Annotated in this window: 19 protein-coding genes, 1 pseudogene and 1 riboswitch; of the genes and pseudogenes, 1 reads left to right on the plus strand and 19 read right to left on the minus strand. The window is 34.5% G+C overall.

Going from position 1 to position 18549, the window contains the following annotated elements:
• Nucleotides 1-8: 8 nt before the first annotated feature.
• From FP432_RS02370 to FP432_RS02380, 3 genes are read right to left on the minus strand one after another with little or no spacing between them, the layout of a single operon-like run.
• Nucleotides 9-1430 carry a S41 family peptidase gene (locus FP432_RS02370; protein WP_416202884.1) on the minus strand — a complete coding sequence of 474 codons (1422 nt, stop codon included), beginning with the start codon at nucleotides 1428-1430 and terminating at the stop codon, nucleotides 9-11.
• A 15-nt stretch (nucleotides 1431-1445) separates the two neighbouring features.
• Nucleotides 1446-1679, minus strand: a complete 234-nt coding sequence (locus FP432_RS02375; RefSeq protein ID WP_265489265.1) for a YozE family protein — start codon at nucleotides 1677-1679, stop codon at nucleotides 1446-1448.
• 8 nt (nucleotides 1680-1687) lie between these two features.
• The gene (locus tag FP432_RS02380; RefSeq protein WP_265489266.1) at nucleotides 1688-2542 is read right to left on the minus strand and encodes a DegV family protein; all 855 of its coding nucleotides are present in this window, start codon (nucleotides 2540-2542) and stop codon (nucleotides 1688-1690) included.
• A 126-nt stretch (nucleotides 2543-2668) separates the two neighbouring features.
• Here FP432_RS02380 and trhA point away from each other — a divergent pair, with 126 nt between their 5' ends.
• Complete coding sequence (gene trhA / locus FP432_RS02385) at nucleotides 2669-3334, plus strand: PAQR family membrane homeostasis protein TrhA (RefSeq protein WP_265489267.1); 666 nt, start codon at nucleotides 2669-2671, stop codon at nucleotides 3332-3334.
• Nucleotides 3335-3365: 31 nt separating this feature from the next.
• Here the strand turns inward: trhA and FP432_RS02390 are convergent, their stop codons facing one another.
• From FP432_RS02390 to pfkA, 16 genes and pseudogenes are all read right to left on the minus strand, one after another.
• On the minus strand, nucleotides 3366-4571 hold the full coding sequence (locus FP432_RS02390; protein WP_265489268.1) for a CCA tRNA nucleotidyltransferase: 1206 nt from the start codon (nucleotides 4569-4571) through the stop codon (nucleotides 3366-3368).
• Between the two features lie 230 nt (nucleotides 4572-4801).
• Entirely contained in the window at nucleotides 4802-6058 is a 1257-nt protein-coding gene (locus tag FP432_RS02395) for a tetratricopeptide repeat protein (RefSeq protein WP_265489269.1), read from the minus strand.
• 100 nt (nucleotides 6059-6158) lie between these two features.
• Complete coding sequence (locus FP432_RS02400) at nucleotides 6159-6434, minus strand: HU family DNA-binding protein (protein WP_265489270.1); 276 nt, start codon at nucleotides 6432-6434, stop codon at nucleotides 6159-6161.
• 194 nt (nucleotides 6435-6628) lie between these two features.
• Complete coding sequence (gene der / locus FP432_RS02405; protein WP_265489271.1) at nucleotides 6629-7936, minus strand: ribosome biogenesis GTPase Der; 1308 nt, start codon at nucleotides 7934-7936, stop codon at nucleotides 6629-6631.
• An 83-nt stretch (nucleotides 7937-8019) separates the two neighbouring features.
• Nucleotides 8020-9210 carry a 30S ribosomal protein S1 gene (gene rpsA, locus FP432_RS02410; protein ID WP_265489272.1) on the minus strand — a complete coding sequence of 397 codons (1191 nt, stop codon included), beginning with the start codon at nucleotides 9208-9210 and terminating at the stop codon, nucleotides 8020-8022.
• 50 nt (nucleotides 9211-9260) lie between these two features.
• Nucleotides 9261-9938: a (d)CMP kinase gene (gene cmk, locus FP432_RS02415; RefSeq protein ID WP_265489273.1), complete on the minus strand. Its 678-nt coding sequence runs from the start codon at nucleotides 9936-9938 to the stop codon at nucleotides 9261-9263.
• 114 nt (nucleotides 9939-10052) lie between these two features.
• Nucleotides 10053-10766, minus strand: a complete 714-nt coding sequence (locus FP432_RS02420) for a LysM peptidoglycan-binding domain-containing protein (RefSeq protein ID WP_265489274.1) — start codon at nucleotides 10764-10766, stop codon at nucleotides 10053-10055.
• Between the two features lie 71 nt (nucleotides 10767-10837).
• Nucleotides 10838-11425, minus strand: coding sequence for an ECF transporter S component (locus FP432_RS02425; protein WP_265489275.1), 588 nt, complete (start codon nucleotides 11423-11425; stop codon nucleotides 10838-10840).
• An 87-nt stretch (nucleotides 11426-11512) separates the two neighbouring features.
• A riboswitch (FMN riboswitch) is annotated at nucleotides 11513-11625 on the minus strand.
• A gap of 62 nt (nucleotides 11626-11687) precedes the next feature.
• The gene (locus FP432_RS02430; RefSeq protein WP_265489276.1) at nucleotides 11688-12401 is read right to left on the minus strand and encodes a pseudouridine synthase; all 714 of its coding nucleotides are present in this window, start codon (nucleotides 12399-12401) and stop codon (nucleotides 11688-11690) included.
• A gap of 15 nt (nucleotides 12402-12416) precedes the next feature.
• On the minus strand, nucleotides 12417-13001 hold the full coding sequence (scpB, locus tag FP432_RS02435; protein WP_265489277.1) for an SMC-Scp complex subunit ScpB: 585 nt from the start codon (nucleotides 12999-13001) through the stop codon (nucleotides 12417-12419).
• On the minus strand, nucleotides 12991-13734 hold the full coding sequence (locus FP432_RS02440) for a segregation and condensation protein A (protein ID WP_265489278.1): 744 nt from the start codon (nucleotides 13732-13734) through the stop codon (nucleotides 12991-12993). Before FP432_RS02440 ends, scpB begins: the two co-directional genes overlap by 11 nt.
• Nucleotides 13735-13740: 6 nt before the next feature.
• On the minus strand, nucleotides 13741-14088 hold the full coding sequence (locus FP432_RS02445) for a reductase (protein ID WP_265489279.1): 348 nt from the start codon (nucleotides 14086-14088) through the stop codon (nucleotides 13741-13743).
• Between the two features lie 10 nt (nucleotides 14089-14098).
• Complete coding sequence (gene xerD, locus FP432_RS02450) at nucleotides 14099-14998, minus strand: site-specific tyrosine recombinase XerD (RefSeq protein ID WP_265489582.1); 900 nt, start codon at nucleotides 14996-14998, stop codon at nucleotides 14099-14101.
• On the minus strand, nucleotides 14979-15875 hold the full coding sequence (locus tag FP432_RS02455) for a S1 RNA-binding domain-containing protein (protein ID WP_265489280.1): 897 nt from the start codon (nucleotides 15873-15875) through the stop codon (nucleotides 14979-14981). The genes xerD and FP432_RS02455 overlap by 20 nt, the downstream gene beginning before the upstream one ends.
• 116 nt (nucleotides 15876-15991) lie before the next feature.
• Nucleotides 15992-17422: pseudogene (pyk, locus tag FP432_RS02460) on the minus strand (pyruvate kinase); the annotation flags it as partial.
• A 47-nt stretch (nucleotides 17423-17469) separates the two neighbouring features.
• Nucleotides 17470-18429: a 6-phosphofructokinase gene (gene pfkA, locus FP432_RS02465; RefSeq protein ID WP_265489281.1), complete on the minus strand. Its 960-nt coding sequence runs from the start codon at nucleotides 18427-18429 to the stop codon at nucleotides 17470-17472.
• Nucleotides 18430-18549 lie beyond the last annotated feature (120 nt).

Raw genomic sequence — 18549 nt, forward strand, 5'->3', positions numbered from 1 at the left:
CTCCTTCTTTAATAGTTTAAACTCAGCGCTTTTTTAAGAGCTGGATTATCGTTTTGTAATTTTTGACCGGCAGTAAAGTACAACTCTTGCTCAGTATTTTGGTTAACTTCACCTGTTGCTGGAAGGCTATTAGCCTTTTGAAAAGCGATTACAGCTTGTTTTGTTTGTTCATCAAAAATTCCCGTTAAATGATCAGTTAAAAAGCCTAATCCCTCTAAATATTGTTGTAGAATCACAATATCAAGACCTGTCATAATTTCTTTTAGCGTTGTCTTAGTATGAAATAATGATAAATTAGCCAGCGGTGAAGGTTTTACGTAATATGTCGGTTTAAGTCCTTGATGATTGATCCAATTACCATTGGGTGTAAGCCATTTAGCTACTGTATATTTATATTCTGTCTGCTGACTTGTCCCTACTTCTTGTACAGTTCCTTTACCATAAGTAGTTTGACCCACTGTGACAGCACGTTTATTTTGAACCAGAGCTGCTGTAAAAATTTCACTTGCACTGGCCGTATTCTTATTAATCAAAATAATCGGTTTTAGCTGTGTCTTATAACCACCAGCTAACTTTTTACTTGACTTGATTACTTGTTTTTCTTGACGGCTTTGATATTGCATTAGCGTTTTGCCATTAGGAACAAAATATGCCGCACAAGTCAAAGCATCACTCATTACACCACCAGGATTATCTTGAAGATCAATAATTAGTTTAGGCGTTTTTTGAGGATTGATTTTTTTAAGAGTAGCTTTTAAATCTTTGGCAGTATTACTGTCAAATTGGCTTATTGTAATTATTGTAGCCTTGCCTTGAGTTCGCACACTAAGCATTGACTGCTTCAAACTAGTACGCTTTAAAGTGACTTTAAATACACGATTGTCCCGTTTTAGCTGGAGAGTGACTTTTGAGCCATTTTTACCGCGAACTTTTTCGACAACTTGATCCAAGTGATCTGGAGAAACTTGGTAATCATTAACTTTAATTAACTGATCACCTGGTTTAATGTTACTTTTAGCCGCCGGTGAATCTCTAACTAAAGAATCAACTAAAACCTTACCATCAGCTATCTTCATCTGGATGCCCACACCACTATAACTAGATCCTTCGAGCACATTATTAACATCAGTTTGATTTTGTCCAGTTAATTGAAGTGAATATGGATCATTTAAACTATTAAGCATCCCCTTGATTGCACCGTCTTGCAAAGTTTTTGAGGGGATTTTTTTAAAGTAGTTGGCTTGTAACTGGTAATACATTTTTTCAACAGGAGCTAGGGGAGAATGTTGCTGTTGATATGACATATAAGCGAACGTTCCCCCAGCACCAATTCCCAAGCTAACTAAACTGGTCAATACAAATTGAACTTTTCTATTAGGCTGTTTAACTTTTTTGGAATTAGCTGAAGTTTGTATTTCCTCGTCTTTCATTAACTGCCTCAAATTCTATTTATTATGCATATGTTCAACGTAAGATTGGTAAGCATCATCAAAAATACTCATACTTGGTAAATATCCCGCATTAAGTTCTAAATATTCCGAAATCTTATCATAATTCTCTTCATGCTTAGGAAATTGCGCATCGTGCTGCGCATTATTTGCAAATTGAGCAATTTCATCTTGAGAATCAGGATTACGTTGTGTCATTAGAAATTGATAAAAACTTTCTCTATATGCCATTAAATCACCTATTTATCGAGATAATACAAAATTGCATAAGCACCATTTCCAGAGTGAGTAGCAATAATCGGACTTGTTTGTTGAACCAAAACATTAATATCAGGATTTATTTCTTTAATTTTTTCAGCGAGTTCTTCACACTCTTCTGGTGTATTTACGTAAGAGATGCCAACTTCCTTAATTTCATGTTTGTGTTCTCTAATATCTTTTAATACACGACGATCAAAATTCTTGGAGAATTTCTTACCTCTTCCTTTCTTCGAGATTTCTAACTCTCCCTTAATCATAGTTAAGGCAATGCGAATATTCAAAAGAGTCGCAATTTTACCTGCAAGTGGCCCTAAACGCCCACCTTTGATAATATTATCAAGATTTACAACCATCATCTCTAGAACTTGATTATCACGAATTTTTTCTACATGAGCAATAATTTCAGCCATTGATTTTCCCATTTGGGCATCTTTGGTAGCAGCTAAAACTTGAAAACCTTCAGCCCGATCAGTTAATTGAGAATCAATAATTTTGATTTGTTGTTCTTTACCAATTAATTGGCTAGCTTGACGAGCTGCTTCAATTGTTCCACTTAAAGAGCGAGCTAAGAAGATACCAATTACTTCACTTCCATCTGCTGTTAACTCCTTAAAAATCTCTTCAAATTTTCCAAGTGCAGGCTGACTTGTTTTGGGTAAATTTTTAGCTTCATTCATCTTTTTAACAAATTCTGCACGTGAAATATCTTCCCCATCAACGTAATTATGTCCGTCAATTGTAATTGTTAAAGGAACGACTGTGATATCGTATTTCTTAATTTCTTCACTTGTCAATTGAACTGATGAATCTGTAACTACTTTAATTTTTGCCATCTTTTGACCTTCATTTCTTAACTGTAAAATTTGCAACTAATTATTAATTGTTATGTTAGAATTTAGCTAATACTTTAAACAAGTATAACAAAAATTTAAACGTCAGTTAAAAGGAAATCAAATTTTATGTCACTTAAACATCTTTTTAAAGAATCTAACCAACGCTCAAAAACCTATTATATTTTAGATAATATATTTAGTGCAGTTACACATGGTATTGGTTTTAGTCTTGCAATTGCCGGATTAGTGATTCTAATTGTAAAAGCAGCCCAAACCGGAAGTGCTATCCGTATCGTCTCTTTTACTCTCTATGGTGCAAGCTTAGTCTTACTTTATTTATTTTCTACCCTTTACCATAGCCTTATATTTACTCGTGCTAATAAAGTATTTCAGATCTTTGACCATTCATCCATTTTCATTTTGATTGTTGGTTCATATATGCCTTATACCCTTGTTACGATTGGTGGCAAAAAAGGTTGGTGGATGTTTGGTTTGATTTTAGCAATGGCAATCATTGGAATTTTATATTATATCCTTATTCCAGGTAACCATGTAATTGTTAATACTATTATCTATATCGGAATGGGCTGGCTAGTTGTTATTGCACTTAATACTCTCTACTTAGCTTTAGGGAAAATTGGATTTTGGCTCTTAGTTTTGGGTGGAGTCTCTTATACCATTGGTGCCATCCTCTATTGCTTAAGAAGAATCCCCTTTATTCATGTAATCTGGCACTTATTTGTAATGCTGGGTTCCATCTTAATGTACTTTTCAATCTTACTTTATGTGTAAAAAAGATCACTGCCAGAAACAGTGATCTTTTTTATTCATGATTAATGGTTTCAGTTAAAAATTGGCTAATCTCTTTTTGCTCGTTGGCCAATTCTCCTTCTACAATTTTCTCTTTAATTTTCTCTAAAATCTCTCCAACTTGTGGGCCTGCAGGAATCCCATTTTTTAATAAGAAACTACCATTAATTACTAAATCGCTATTCTCTTTAATTGGTAAAGCTTCATAACGATCAATCAAAGCTTGCCCATTAATTGGCTGCCCCAAAATATGAGCTAAATCAATGGCGGATGCAATAGTTGCTACATTAACTTTAAATAGATCATAATTAGTTGGATCTTGTGCCGAAATTAAGTCAAAAAATTCTACTGTACTTGCTACTTGTCTTTCTAGAGCATTAGAATTCTTCCACATTCTCATAAAATGAGCAATTTTATCATCAGGAATTTTAAGGAGAATAATCATTAAAGCCCACAAATTTGCTTCAGTCGATGGGGCAAAATTTAGTTTTGGGAAAATCGCCAAGGCATCGTTTTTACCAGCAAAGCCTGGAACATGTTCTGCTAAGCCAGTATCCAAAAATACTTGAAATGCCTCTCTACTTCCTGGCCCAATCCCCATTTTAACGAATTCATCACGAATACGTTCAACTGAAATTTTAGCTAATAATTCATGATTATCTTCAATTGCTTTACGTGTCAATGGATCTAAGTCAAACTCTAACTGACTCATAAATCTCACAGCACGCATCATACGAAGTGCATCTTCATGAAATCTATTTTCTGCTTTGCCAACGGCCTTAATTTTGTGTCGTTGCAAATCCTCTAAACCGTTAAAATGATCAATTATATTGCCCTCGGTATCCATTGCAAGAGCATTAATTGTAAAATCTCTTCTTTTTAAATCTTCGCTCAAATTTTGAACAAAAGTTACATGATCTGGCCGGCGAAAATCCTGATAACCAGATTCAGTTCTAAAAGTAGTAATTTCATAACTTTCATTACCCTGCAGTACTGTTACGGTTCCATGTTGAATTCCTGTATCAATCGTTTTTTTGAAAATATTTTTTATTTCTTCTGGGTAAGCACTCGTTGCGATATCAATATCATGAATATGTCGCCCTAAAAGCAGATCACGAACGCTTCCACCAACAAAATAAGCTTCAAAACCATTATTATTTATTTCTTCTAATACAGGTAGCGCTTTAGTAAAGATATCAGGTAATTCAGTAATTTTCATAGTTACCTCGTTTTTCTATTATCATAATTTATTAACAACTTGTGGTCATGAGTTTGTTAATTATGTTCGAAAAAATCAGTGTATTTTACACTTAAAATGAACCTTACTATTCTATTATAAACTATTTCATTTTTAACTGTATCCCAAAATATCACTACTTAACGATTCAATACCCATTTATATTACACAAAAATACATGATCCGCTAATAAAAGGACCATGTATGGAAGTTTATTCTTCGCTTAATTCATTATAAAGACTCTGCATCTCAGCATCTTCAGGAACTAACTTTAGATACTTCTCTAGAATTGCCTTTACGGTATTCCAGTCTGAAATTTCACGGAAAAATGTCAACATTTGTTTCAAGAAATCAGGATTTTCCTGAAAAGCTGGATAAGCACTCAAAAATTCACTCTTTGCCTTATCATAATCTTCATTACGTTGATAAGATAGGGCTAAGTTCCAGTGAGCTTGCGGTTCTATTTCTTCATCATCTAAATCCCTAAACAAGGCTATATTTTCTTCGTCTTGATTTTGATGTAAATAAAGATTCGAGAGTTCTAAGCGCAAATCACTACTTTCAGGGGCATGCTTTATTCCCTTTTGTAATAAACGTTCTGCTTCATCGACTTTATCTAAATTTGCAGCTGCTTTTGCTCCTAGTGCATAAAGGGTTTCATCATAGTCATTATAAGAAAGACCGGTTTGTGCTATGCGTAATACTTCTTCATTATTATCTTCATTGCTGTAGGCTTGAGCTAACAAAGGATAAGCATTCACATAATCTGGCTGATTTTTAATAACTTGGTTGAGATAATCAATGGCAGCTTTATTATCTCCTGCTGAAAGTAAAATTAAGCCCGCTTCATAAATGGCATCAATTGTTAAAAAGTCACTACTATTGTCCTTTACAACTTGAGCTGCTTCTTCATACTCACCTAATTTGGCTAAACATTCTGCAATTCGTTGAGAAAGCATCACTTCACCAAAGGTTTTTTGCTCTTTAAATAATTTTTGATAATATTTTAGAGCTTCTTCGTATTCCCCAGTCAAGTAATCAAGTTCGGCTAAGCCAAAAATAATAGCAGGTTCATCAGGAGCAAGTTCTTTAGCTTTAAGGAGCTTTTGTCTTGCTGTCTCAATCAGACCATTACTTTGATAATAATCAGCCTGAGCTAATAAGCTTTCGATATAGGCATCACTTTCGGGACTTATATCATAAAGTAAAGTTAAACCATCATCTTCTTGACCTTCATTAATTAATATTTCCGCTAAATATACTTTAAATAAATCTTCACGAGGAAATTTAGCAATCAAAGCTTGATATATCTCTTTAGCCATGTCAGAAAAGCCGAGATCAGTTAAATTGTCAGCCAAAGAAGCTAAGATTTCTGGATCATCATTATCTAAAGCATTTTTCAATAAAATATTAGTTTCTGAAAAATTATGATTTTGAATTGCATCTAATAATTGTTCTGAATAAGTCATGAATTAATCACCCGTTTTGTAAAATCCTTCTTATTCATTTTACACAAAAAAACACTAAACAAGTAGTTTAGTGTTTTTTTGTGTTAAATTATTCTTTTAATTACTTAACTGCATCTTTAAGAGCTTTACCTGGTTTAAATGCAGGAACCTTAGAAGCTGGAATTTGAATTTCAACACCAGTTTGTGGGTTACGACCCTTACGAGCTGCACGGTTACGTACTTCAAAAGTACCGAAGCCGATTAATTGAACCTTTTCACCCTTAGCAAGATCTTCTTGGATTGAGCTAAAAATTGCGTCAACTGCAGTAGCTACATCTTTCTTAGTTAAGTTAGTCTTTGAAGCAACTTCAGAAACTAATTCAGCCTTGTTTGCCATTCTCTTCACCTCCTGAATTGAATCTTATTTATCAGATTCAAAACTTACTCCCTATTTGGAAATAAGGAAGAATGATGACTACCAATCATTACTCTCTGCATTAAAATTTAGCATAGAAATCCCGGTACTACAAGCTTTTTTATTAATTTTTTATAAAAAAGTTCAATTTCATCATACAAAACAACTTTAAACTTTTATTTTCGTTTACGTGCCAAGATTTTTATTGGCGTTCCCTTGAAATCAAAGTTTTGCCGTAATTGATTAATTAAGAAGCGTTTGTAAGAAAAGTGTAGTAATTCAGGATCATTTACAAAAACAACAAAAGTTGGTGGATTTGATGCCACTTGAGTCATATAGTAAATTCTTAAACGTTTACCATTTACTAATGGCGTAGGAGTAATTCTAGTTGCTTCCAGTAACAAATCATTTAAGACACTAGATTGAATCCGACGCGTTTGATTTTCATGAACTTCATCAACTAAATTTAGGATATCAGGAATCCTCTGTCCTGTTTTGGCTGAAACAAAAATGATAGGAGCATAATCTAAATATTGAAATTCTTGACGAATGGTTTGCTCAAACTGCTTCATACTGTGAGCATCTTTTTCTGGTACATCCCATTTGTTAACCACAATAATTACTCCACGACCTGCATCATGAGCATAACCGGCAACATGCTTATCTTGCTCTCTAATTCCAGTACTTGCATCGAGCACAAGCAAAGTTAGATCACTATTTTCGATTGCACTAACAGCTCTTAAGACTGAATACTTTTCAGTTTTTTCATAAACTTTTCCCCGTCGTCTGATCCCAGCCGTATCCACGATGGTATATTTTTGACCATCATGCGTGAAAGAAGTATCAATTGCATCACGCGTAGTACCTTCCATATCAGCTACGATAACTCGCTGTTCTCCTAAAATAGCATTGACAATTGAAGATTTACCTACATTTGGCCGACCAATCACACTGAAACGAATTGAATCATCTTCATGTTGATTTGCCTTATCTCCAAATTGGGCTACTACTGCATCTAACAAATCTCCAATTCCTGTTCCATGGCTACCAGAAACTGGAATTGGATCACCAAATCCTAAACTATAGAAATCGTAGATATCGGTTCTTTGCTCTGGATTATCTGCCTTATTTATAGCTAAAACAATTGGTTTTTTGGTACGGTAAAGCATCTTAGCAATTGTTTCATCCATATTAGTCATATGACTAGTTACATCACCCAATAAGACAATTACATCAGCTTCATCAATGGCAATTTCAGCTTGGGCCTTAATTTGTTCTTCTATCTCACCAGAGTCTAAAGTTATCCCTCCAGTATCAATTAAGATAAACTCATGTCCCATCCATTCAGCTTTAGCATAAATTCGATCTCGGGTAACACCTGCTTCATCTTCAACAATCGCTACACGTGACTTAATTATGCGATTAAATAAAGTTGATTTCCCAACATTAGGACGTCCAACAATTGCAACTATAGGTAGTGCCATCTAGCTCGCTCCCTTCCCTCTATATTTATTCTTTCTATTTTCTAAAAGAAAAAAAGCCGACCGGAGTCAGCTTTTGATCAAAATTAGTCGTTATCTTTAAGTTGATCACCGACGATGTCACCTAAAGCAAATCCATTATCGTTGTCATTCATGTATTTATCAACACTAGAATCAGCTTCACGACGTGGAGTTTCACTCTTAGCTGCTGGATCAGCTTGCTTAATTGATAAGGAAATTCTTCTATCGCTAGGATCAATGTTTAAGACCTTAACCTTTACCTTATCACCAACTTTAAGAACATCACTAGGTTTTTCAACATGTTTATTAGAAATTTCTGAAACATGAACTAAACCTTGAATACCATCAGTAACTTCAATAAAGGCACCGAATGAAGTCAAAGTCTTAACTTCACCTTCAATAATATCCCCTTCAGTTAAGCCTGAAGTTGCTTCTTCAAATGGGGATGGTAAAGTTTGTTTAATTGAAAGGGAGATGCGATTTCTATCATTATCAATACCGATAACCTTAACTTTAACATCTTGGCCAGCCTTCAATACATCACTTGGCTTCTCAATGTGCTTGTATGAGATTTCAGAAATGTGTACTAAACCGTCTACACCACCAACATCAATAAAGGCACCGAAGTTAGTTAAGCGAGAAACTTTTCCTTCAACAGTATCACCAACAACTAATTGGTTTGCAACATTTTCAAAAGCTTCTTCTCTTTCCTTTTCAATTAAGTCTTTTCTAGAAAGAATCAAACGGTTCTTGTTTGGATCTATTTCTGTGATCTTTAAGTTCATCTTTTTACCAATGTATGGCTTAAGATCTGAAACATAACGATTAGAAATAAGTGAAGCTGGTAAGAAACCTCTGGTACCGACATCTACTAATAATCCACCGCGAACAGCACCAGTTACAGTACCTTCTACAGTTTGACCATCTTCGTAAACTTTTTCTAATTCTTTGTATGCTTCTCTTTCCTTCAAACGAGTTACTGAGAAGAAGAATTCACCGTTTTCTTTATCACCGCCAGCTCTTCTAAGAACTAAAGCTTCAAAAGTATCACCAGTTTTTACTAAATCACGTAAATCTGCATTTCTATCTGATGTAAATTCACGTCTAGTAATAACACCTTCAACACCGGCATTTTCTACACCAACAGTGACTTGACTGTCTTCAACATCTAAAGCTTCAACGTTTACGATGTTGCCGACTTCAACTCCTTGCATTTGCTCTAAAGCGTCTAAAAATTGATTACTATTATCTGACATATGTACCTCCCAATATCATTTTCCATTTTAAATTAAATGAACAATTTTTTCTACTCTTTTGTCTCTTTTTTTTGCTTTTTTTCGATCAATTCAGTAATTTTTTTGACAACCTCATCAATTGTTAAGTTAGTGGTATCTAATTCAATTGCATCAGCTGCTTTTTTTAATGGCGATATCTTTCGATGAGAATCTTTATAATCTCTTTGTTCAATATCTCTTTCAATTTCTGCTAAATCTTGATTAATTCCTTTTTCTTCAAAATCTAAATAACGTCTTTTAGCACGAGATGCTACACTTGCAACCAAAAATACTTTAAGATCTGCATGTGGTAAGACTGTAGTTCCTATATCTCTACCATCCATAATGACATTATTTTGACCAGCCATTTCTCTTTGAAGTTCTACCATCTTTTTTCTTATTCCTGGTAAAGCAGATACTTGAGAAACATTAGCAGTGATCTCTGGTGTTCTAATTGTCAAAGAAACATCTTGTCCATTAACAAATACTTTTTGTTCTTTTTCACCATTCTTAAATTCAATCTTACTATTTTCTAACAAGTCAAGAATCTTAGCTTCATCACCATAATCAACTTTACCGTTTTTGGCAATCAGTGTACAAGCTCGATACATTGCTCCGGTATCTATATAGATGAAATTTAAATTTTTAGCAACGATTTTAGCAACCGTACTTTTACCAGCAGAAGCTGGACCATCAATTGCAATCTGCATTCAAAAATAATATCCTTTCCAATTTATTCATCAGCAATTTTATCATAATCTTTATTTAAAAGTTTAATTCTAAACAAAAAAGAGCCAAATTATTTAAAATTTGACTCTTTTAAACTACTTAAGCTTTAAACTTTGGCCGGGATTAACAATATCATCTGATAAACCATTAAGTGATTTTAATTTATCTACAGTAAGATTATTATCTGCCGCAATCTTTGATAAAGAATCTCCAGTTTGAACTTGGTAAGTCTTGTTATCAGTAGTTTGGCCTGAAGTTTGGGCTTCATTTTGAGCAGAATAATTATTTGTTCCCGCTGCTACACTATTACTTTGATTTCCGGTAGTTGTATTAGCTGCCTGATTAGTAGTGTTTTGATAATTTTGAGTTGTTTGAGTATCAGAACTCTGACTTTGTGTCTGTTCGTGTTTGACAGTGGTCTTTTTAGCTTTCTTAGTTGTTTTCTTTTCAACCTTTTTCTTATTGCTCTTTTTAGGACTAGAAGAACTTTTTGAAGATTGAACTGGCTTTTCTGCCAAATTAGAACTTGATTTGTGTACCTGATTATTAATAATTGGAACTATCGCAATTATTAAAATAGCAATAATAATTAAAGTAGCCCAAATTTTTGTTGATCCTTTTGACGGCTGATCATCTTTATGAGAATTTTTTGGTGGTCTACGTCTAACTTCCTGGTCTCTTGAAGCGCGACTAACCGCTTGTGACTGATTATCTGCCTGAGCCCGCTTATGATGACGTAGCTCACTCCTACTTTGTGAAGGACGCTGTACATGCTTAAGTGGTTCTTCCTCACCTGATTGCTTATTCATCCATCTTCTCCTATCTGTAGCTTATTCAACTATCAATTTTATCATAGGAGTAAATATCCTGCAGAAACTTTTTAAAATCTGGATTTTACGAAATGATTTAAGGTTGGATAAACTGACTTCATTAATAAAATAATTAAAATTCCGTTTATTACACCCTTAATAAGATTAAAAGGTATAACTCCAACCACAATGGCATTGATAACCGCTTTATTGAATCCTAATCCTACTACCTTAAAGTAAAGTGGCATTAAGAAGAAATTAGCAATAGCCATTACAACCGTTAAGCAAATAGTTCCAATGATTAATCCTATAATTTGTGACTTAAGCTTCAATTGTCCTTTTTTTGCAATCAAATAAAATGGATAAATATAAGCTAGGGTTGCAATAAAACTAGTCAAATCCCCCAAAACTGATAAAGGATTAAATCCCGATAAGGCTGCCTTAAGTAAGATTTTAAATAAGGCGACCATCGTTCCACCAAAAATTCCAAAAATCATTGTCGCAATGGCCACAATTACATCAGAAACATCAAATTTTAAATAATCAATTCCTGGAATAATTGGAATTTCAATTTGCATGACCAAGAAGGCAATTGCTCCTACCATGGCCCAGACTAGCCAATATTTTAACCCATCTTGAGATGTACGATAACTTTTCATTTTTACCTCTTTTCTATATATGCAAAAAGGGTCAATTGCTTCAACCGCAAACAGACCCTTCAATTACTATCGAGATAATGTTAAAAAGTCTGTCTTCTCTCATCTAGACTTTACTATCGGTACAGAAAACTGATTCAACCAAAAATGGCTCGCGGACTTTTACCGCCGGTCGGGAATTTCACCCTGTCCTGAAGACAATTCATCCTTTATTCTTGCATGTCTAATCTTAATCTAAATTAGACCTTTTGTAAATTTAATTCAATTAATATTTTTTAAGTTGGGCAATTTCTTTATGATTTAACTCACGATATTGTCCAGAAGTTAGGGAATTTAAAGTTAAAAAGGCATATTTTTCACGCGATAATTTATCTACCAAATGTCCAACTGCTTGAAACATTCTTTTTACCTGATGATATTGACCTTCATGAATCGTTAATTGTACGATTTGGGTATTCTTTTTACGATCAGTTTTGACAATATTAACTTTCGCTGGTGCAGTCTTACGATTGTCAATTCTAACACCATGTTTAAGTGCATATATTTCTTCAGGTTTTAAAATTCCTTTTATTTTAGCTGTATAGACTTTTGGAACTTCATGACGGGGATGCATTAACTTATTAGCTAAATCCCCGTCATTGGTCATTAACAATAATCCTGATGTGTCATAATCTAATCGACCAATCGGATATAAGCGATAAGGCAATTCTTCAAAGAAATCCGTGACTGTTTTTCGCCCTTTATCATCACTTGTTGTCGAAATCACACCACGAGGTTTATAGAATAAGTAGGTATGTAAACTTTCGCGTTCGATAGGTACTCCATTAACTTCAACCGTATCCTTATCTTCGACCTTTGTTCCTAATTCCGTAATAATCTTGCCATTAACCTTAACTTGACCGGCCAAAATCATTTTTTCAGCTTTTCGTCTTGAGGCAACTCCGGCTTGTGCAATTGCCTTTTGTAATCTTTCTGACATTGAACTACCTCATTTCTATTCTATTTTTTGATTCAGATCTTCTTTTTCGTTAAATAAGTCTAGTTGCTCATTATCAGCATAATCTTCGGTAAATTTTTCAATTAGCGGCAAGTCATTCAAACTTGAATAATTAAAATATTGTAAAAAGTAATCGGTTGTAACGTATAAGTTAGGATGACCGGCCACTTCTTTTTTTCCTTCAACCTTTATTAGACCACGCCAAACTAAAGTCTGAATGGCACCAGCAGAATTTACCCCTCGAATCTCATCAATTTCTACCCGAGTAATTGGCTGCTCATATGCTACGATCGCTAAAATTTCTAATGCAGACTGACTTAAGTTCTTAGAAGAATCTTTCTGAAAATATTGTGAGATAACTTTACTACAACTAGGATCTGTTACTAACTTAAAATTATGATTAATTTCAATCAAATTAATGCCGCGATCTTTATCATTAATTAATTTATCTTTTAAATTAGTAGTTAATTCACGCAAAGCAGTGGGAGTAATAGCCAATAACTGACAAAGATCTTGCTGACTTATGCCTTCATCTCCAGCCGCATATAAAACTGCTTCCAATTCAGCGGTTTTAGTGGTCATTCTTATCTTTCCTCTCTATTAATAAGTCCCCAAATTCTCGATTTTGACTAACTCTAATTTTTTGATATCTAGCTAATTCTAATACCGCTAAAAAAAGAGAAATTACTGCATCTAAAGTGGTAAAGCCTTCTATTATTTCGAAGAAACTTAGTTTTATTTTTTGATTTACTTCTGCTTCTAAAAATTGCACCATATCTTCAATTGAAGTTTCATGAACTTCAACTTTTGCAGCATCAGGTTGGCGCAACTTAAATCTTTTTAAAATTATCGCAAAAGTATGTGCTAATTCTTCAGCTTGAATTTCACCTAAAGGCAAAGGATCTAGTGCTTTTTTGGGTTCAACAGAAGGCTCCTTAGCTATTGTAAAAGGAACTTCCTCATTGCGCTCTTTAAAGTAAGTAGAAATTTTCTGGAAAACCGAATACTGAACTAATTGTTCAACTAATTCATTACGAGGATCTTCTTCAAATTCTTCCACTTGTTCATCAAAATCATTCTTTGGTAATAAGTATTGCGATTTAATTCTTAAAAGAGTTGAAGCCATCACAAAATACTCACCAGCAATTTGTAAGTTTAGTTTTTGCCAGTGAGCAATATAATTGAGATACTGAGCAGTTATTTTTGCAATGGGAATATCATAAATATCAATTTTTTGTGAGCGAATCAAATGTAGTAACAGGTCCAATGGCCCTGAAAAATTAGGAAGTTCTAAGGTTAAATCTACGTTATTCATGATGCTTTATTTCGTATATTTTAATAAATTTGTCCAATTTGGGAAGGTAGTCAATTTCTTTTCGGGATATAGTTTATCCAATTCTTTGATTATATCTTGCGCTACTTCTGCAGTACGGTAACTTGGAGCTAAAGAAAGGTATCTGATAATAACAAAATGTGAAGTTAATTGAATTCCTACAATTCCCAAACAGTTACCCATCTCATTAGTGTAAGTTAAGACATCAAACTGATTATTATCGGAATTATAGAGTCTCATTTCATCAGCTAAATTTTGAAAATTTTTGAAGTCTGGTAAATATGATAAATATCCCATTACTTGTTTTTCAAAACTTTTTTTGTATTTACTAAGCATAAGATCCCTTCTAAGCACGTGGATGAGTCTTGCGATAAACTTCCATAATGTGTTTTTGCGTTAAGTTAGTATAAATCTGAGTTGTAGCAATATCACTATGTCCTAATAATTCTTGCACAACTCGCAAATCAGCACCATTTTCTAGTAAGTGCGTTGCAAATGTGTGACGCAAGGTATGAGGAGTAACATTTTTAGTGATTCCAGCAGTCTGACAATACTTTTTAAGTAATTGCCATACTGCCTGGCGACTAAGTTTACCACCACGTTGGTTAAGAAAAATAATATCTGTAAAACTTTTACTTTTCAAGAGTTGTTTTTGGCGTACTTGCTTATCATACTCATCAATCCAGGAAAGTGCAACATCACTAATTGGAATCAATCTTTCTTTTGATCCTTTTCCTAGTACTTTAATCAACTTAAGTTCTTGGTGCAAGTCACTCATTTTCAAATTTATAAGCTCACTCACACGCATTCCAGTCGCATATAAGGTCTCTAAGATAGCTCGATCTCTTAACCCACCACTTTTTTCTACTTGAGGTTGAGCTAGTAATTGATCAACTTCTGCTTCACTTAGGGCTAAAGGTAGTCTTTTTTCTTGCTTAGGAGCATCAACTTTTACCAATGGATCGCGCTCAATTAGGTCCTGACGCAAAAGCCATTGATAAAATTTTCTCAAACTAGAAACCATGCGACTAATAGAAGAGGTCGCCTTACCTTGATCACGAAGTTTTCCTAAGAATAAATCAACCTCAACTGCATCTACTTCCCAGATAGATTGTTGTTCTAACAATAAGAAATTCAAGTACTCGTTGAGATCTTGGCGATATGAAGCAATTGTATTATCACTTAATCCACGTTCTACTTGAGCGTAGCGAAGATAATCTGCCAGATTATCTTGTAACGTCGTCATTTTCCTTTTCACTACTTTCATTTAAACTTATTGTTCCAGCATCTTTATCTTCTGTAATTAATCCCGCTTTTAAGAGATGGCCCAAAGCACGTTTAAAGGCTGATTTCGAAATACCAAAATGTTGCTTAATATCACTGGCATTACTCTTATCATAGAAGGGCAAAGTCTTTGTTGCTTCACGACGTAAACTCATTAAAATCATCTGTGCATCATCGTCAATTTCTTCATGTGCACGAGGTAATACACTCATATTAAGGCGACCATATTGACTCACACCAATTACGCGTCCCTTTACCTTTTCTCCTAATCTTAATGGTCTAAATGTTTCTGAATTGTGAACAAAAGCCAGATAATATTGGTCCGTAATCAAAAATGCACCTATTTCATAGGTTTTGTATACAGTCCCCATTAAATTTTTATTTTCTAGATTAGAAGGAAAATTAGCAGCCAATTGTTCAAAAATGTTTTCGTCAGCCATTTTAGCCCAAATACGTTCTTTTTCATCTGTTTCAAGACGCACTAATACGCGATCATCTTTACGAGGCCATAATTCTTTATCAAGTGGTAAATCATCCAAAGAAATTACTACATCTTTATCATTTAAACCCACATCCACAAAGACACCTAAATCACGTCTTACTTCAGTGACAGTTCCCCAACCATACTGATCTTTTTGAGCAAAGGGATAAAATTGCGTCATTTCTTTTTTACCATCTTTATTTTCATAAATGAAACCTTGAACGGTATCACCCAGTTTAATTGGATCATCTTGAGTAATTTCTAATTTTTTTAATTCAAAAGTAAGACCATTAACTTGGACATAATATGCATCCGTGTTTTTATCTATTACTTTACCTTTAGTAATTTCTCCTAACATTTTCTTCCTCACTTCTTTTTACTTCTGTAGCCTAGTATAAGGTAAAAAGGCTAGAAAAGGCAAAAAATAGCCAGCTTACGCTGACTATTTTTCCAATATATTTAACTTAATTATTTAACTTTTCTGATAGTCATTAAGTTAGTCTTACCACTTTCACCTAATGGTAAACCAGCAACGATGATAATGTCATCTCCAGCTTCTGCAAGACCATTTTCTTTAGCTAATTTCATAGCTTGGTCAAGAGCAGCATCAGTATCTGCAGGCTTATTAGTAAGAACTGGGTCTACACCCCATACAATACCTAATGAGTGTTGTACCTTTTCGTCAAATGTCATAGCAAGAATGTTTGCATTTGGACGGTACTTAGAAATCATACGAGCAGTGTAACCTGAAGCAGTAATAGTAACGATAGTCTTAATACCTAATTCTTCAGCAGTTCTAACTACTGATTCACCAATAGCTTCAGTAATGTTTGAACCCTTGTAAGCTTCAAATCTTTGAAGTGCTAAAGTGTTACGGTCATCAAGCATTTGCTTTTCAGTACGTTCATCAATTTCAGCCATTGCTTGAACAGCCTTAACTGGGTAAAGACCGTTTGCTGATTCACCTGAAAGCATAGTTGCATCAGTACCATCTAAAACAGCGTTAGCAACGTCAGAAACTTCGGCACGAGTTGGACGTGGGTTTTCTTGCATTGAGTCAAGCATTTGAGTAGCAGTAATAACTGGCTTACCTAAAGCGTTACACTTTCTGATGATATCTTTTTGAACAAATGGAACGTTCATAAATGGAATTTCAACACCCATGTCACCACGAGCAACCATAATACCATCTGAAACTTCTAAGATTTCATCAATGTTATCGATACCTTCTTGGGATTCAATCTTAGGGAAGATCTTAACGTATTCACAGTTACCTTCCTTAAGTAAATTACGGATATCTAAAACATCTTGTGCTTTACGTACGAATGAAGCTGAAATGAAGTTAATACCTTGCTTCATACCAAACTTAATGTCATCAGTATCTTTTTCAGTGATACCTGGAAGGCGAATTTCAACACCAGGAGCGTTAACACCCTTCTTAGAACCAATTACACCAGTATTTTGTGCTTCACAAACAAGTTCACGGTTTGCGTCATCCTTGTCAAGGATAAGTAAGTCAACTAAACCATCATCGATTAATACGTGGCCACCCTTTTTGGTATCATCGTATAAACCATCGTAGGTAACGTAGATCTTATCCTTGTCACCCTTCTTAGTAGCGTCCATAGAAATTCTAATCTTGTCACCAGTATTAAGAGTGAACTTACCATCTTTTTGTTCAGTAGTTCTGATTTCAGCACCCTTAGTATCAAGGTCAATGCCAAGTAAAATACCAGTTTGCTTTTCAACATCACGAACCATTTGCATACGAGCTGCGTGTTCTTCGTGGTCACCGTGTGAGAAGTTAAAACGGAATACGTTTGCACCAGCTTTAGCTAATTCAGTAACAGTTTCAATATCATTTGAGGCTGGTCCTAAAGTACTAACAATTTTAGTTTTCTTCATTTGAAAAAATCTCCTACTTAAAAATATAAAATCAAAAACTACCTAACCTATTTAGCTAAGTCTTTGTTTAATGAGTATAATGACAAATTACCTTGGTGTTTTGCATCAAACAAGTCAAGCATGTCGTGGTGAGTTAACTTATTACCTTGGATACCAACGGCTAAGCCGCCTTTACCTTCTAGTAATAATTTAACAGCATATGCACCCATTTCGCTTGCTAAAACGCGATCACGAGTAGTTGGGCTACCACCACGTTGCATATGTCCTAAAACATTTGCACGAGCATCAAAATCACCATATTGAAGCAATTCTTTAGTAAATTTATCAGCATCCATAACACCTTCTGCTAAAACTACTAAACCATGCTTCTTACCATTTGCAAAACCTTGTTTTAAAGTTTCTGCAATTTCTTTAATATCATATGGTTCTTCTGGAATAACAATAGCGTCCGCACCAGTTGCAACTCCAACATGAAGTGCAATATCACCACAATCACGACCCATAACATTTACAACAAAGACACGTTGGTGACTTGTTGCAGTATCACGAATCTTATCAATTGCATCCATTGCAGTGTTACATGCGGTATCAAATCCGATTGTATAATCTGTATATGGAATATCGTTATCAATTGAACCAGGAAGACCAACTGCATTATAACCATGCTCAGTTAATCTCAATGCCCCATGATATGATCCGTCTCCACCAATTACGACTAATGCTTCAATACCATGCTTCTTTAATTGTTCGATTCCCTTTAATTGAGTTGCTTCTTCAGCAAACTCTGGAAAACGAGCTGAATAAAGAAAAGTACCACCACGACCGATTTTATCAGCCACAGTTGCGGAAGTCATTTGGAAAATATCACCAGCAACAAGGCCAGCATATCCATAACGAATTCCAAAAACTTCTAAGCCATTAGCGATAGCAGTGCGAGTAACGGCTCTAATAGCAGCGTTCATACCAGGAGCATCTCCGCCACTAGTTAAAATACCAATCCGTTTCATGAATTCACCTCTGCGATAATCTGTTTACTCACATCGACTTTATAGTACCATTTTTTCCTAAAGATGTCTGCATTAAATAGTGATATTTCTCTTAAACTTACTCCTTTATAAAATAATGTT

The organism is Lactobacillus sp. PV034 (assembly GCF_014522305.1).
Classification (GTDB): Bacteria; Bacillota; Bacilli; order Lactobacillales; family Lactobacillaceae; genus Lactobacillus.

Excerpts from the sequence above, each read along its gene's own strand:
- FP432_RS02370 (WP_416202884.1), bottom strand. The coding sequence starts at position 1,430 with ATGAAAGACGAGGAAATACAAACTTCAGCTAATTCCAAAAAAGTTAAA.
- FP432_RS02375 (WP_265489265.1), bottom strand. The coding sequence starts at position 1,679 with ATGGCATATAGAGAAAGTTTTTATCAATTTCTAATGACACAACGTAAT.
- FP432_RS02380 (WP_265489266.1), bottom strand. The coding sequence starts at position 2,542 with ATGGCAAAAATTAAAGTAGTTACAGATTCATCAGTTCAATTGACAAGT.
- trhA (WP_265489267.1), top strand. The coding sequence starts at position 2,669 with ATGTCACTTAAACATCTTTTTAAAGAATCTAACCAACGCTCAAAAACC.
- FP432_RS02390 (WP_265489268.1), bottom strand. The coding sequence starts at position 4,571 with ATGAAAATTACTGAATTACCTGATATCTTTACTAAAGCGCTACCTGTA.
- FP432_RS02395 (WP_265489269.1), bottom strand. The coding sequence starts at position 6,058 with ATGACTTATTCAGAACAATTATTAGATGCAATTCAAAATCATAATTTT.
- FP432_RS02400 (WP_265489270.1), bottom strand. The coding sequence starts at position 6,434 with ATGGCAAACAAGGCTGAATTAGTTTCTGAAGTTGCTTCAAAGACTAAC.
- der (WP_265489271.1), bottom strand. The coding sequence starts at position 7,936 with ATGGCACTACCTATAGTTGCAATTGTTGGACGTCCTAATGTTGGGAAA.
- rpsA (WP_265489272.1), bottom strand. The coding sequence starts at position 9,210 with ATGTCAGATAATAGTAATCAATTTTTAGACGCTTTAGAGCAAATGCAA.
- cmk (WP_265489273.1), bottom strand. The coding sequence starts at position 9,938 with ATGCAGATTGCAATTGATGGTCCAGCTTCTGCTGGTAAAAGTACGGTT.
- FP432_RS02420 (WP_265489274.1), bottom strand. The coding sequence starts at position 10,766 with ATGAATAAGCAATCAGGTGAGGAAGAACCACTTAAGCATGTACAGCGT.
- FP432_RS02425 (WP_265489275.1), bottom strand. The coding sequence starts at position 11,425 with ATGAAAAGTTATCGTACATCTCAAGATGGGTTAAAATATTGGCTAGTC.
- FP432_RS02430 (WP_265489276.1), bottom strand. The coding sequence starts at position 12,401 with ATGTCAGAAAGATTACAAAAGGCAATTGCACAAGCCGGAGTTGCCTCA.
- scpB (WP_265489277.1), bottom strand. The coding sequence starts at position 13,001 with ATGACCACTAAAACCGCTGAATTGGAAGCAGTTTTATATGCGGCTGGA.
- FP432_RS02440 (WP_265489278.1), bottom strand. The coding sequence starts at position 13,734 with ATGAATAACGTAGATTTAACCTTAGAACTTCCTAATTTTTCAGGGCCA.
- FP432_RS02445 (WP_265489279.1), bottom strand. The coding sequence starts at position 14,088 with ATGCTTAGTAAATACAAAAAAAGTTTTGAAAAACAAGTAATGGGATAT.
- xerD (WP_265489582.1), bottom strand. The coding sequence starts at position 14,998 with ATGACGACGTTACAAGATAATCTGGCAGATTATCTTCGCTACGCTCAA.
- FP432_RS02455 (WP_265489280.1), bottom strand. The coding sequence starts at position 15,875 with ATGTTAGGAGAAATTACTAAAGGTAAAGTAATAGATAAAAACACGGAT.
- pfkA (WP_265489281.1), bottom strand. The coding sequence starts at position 18,429 with ATGAAACGGATTGGTATTTTAACTAGTGGCGGAGATGCTCCTGGTATG.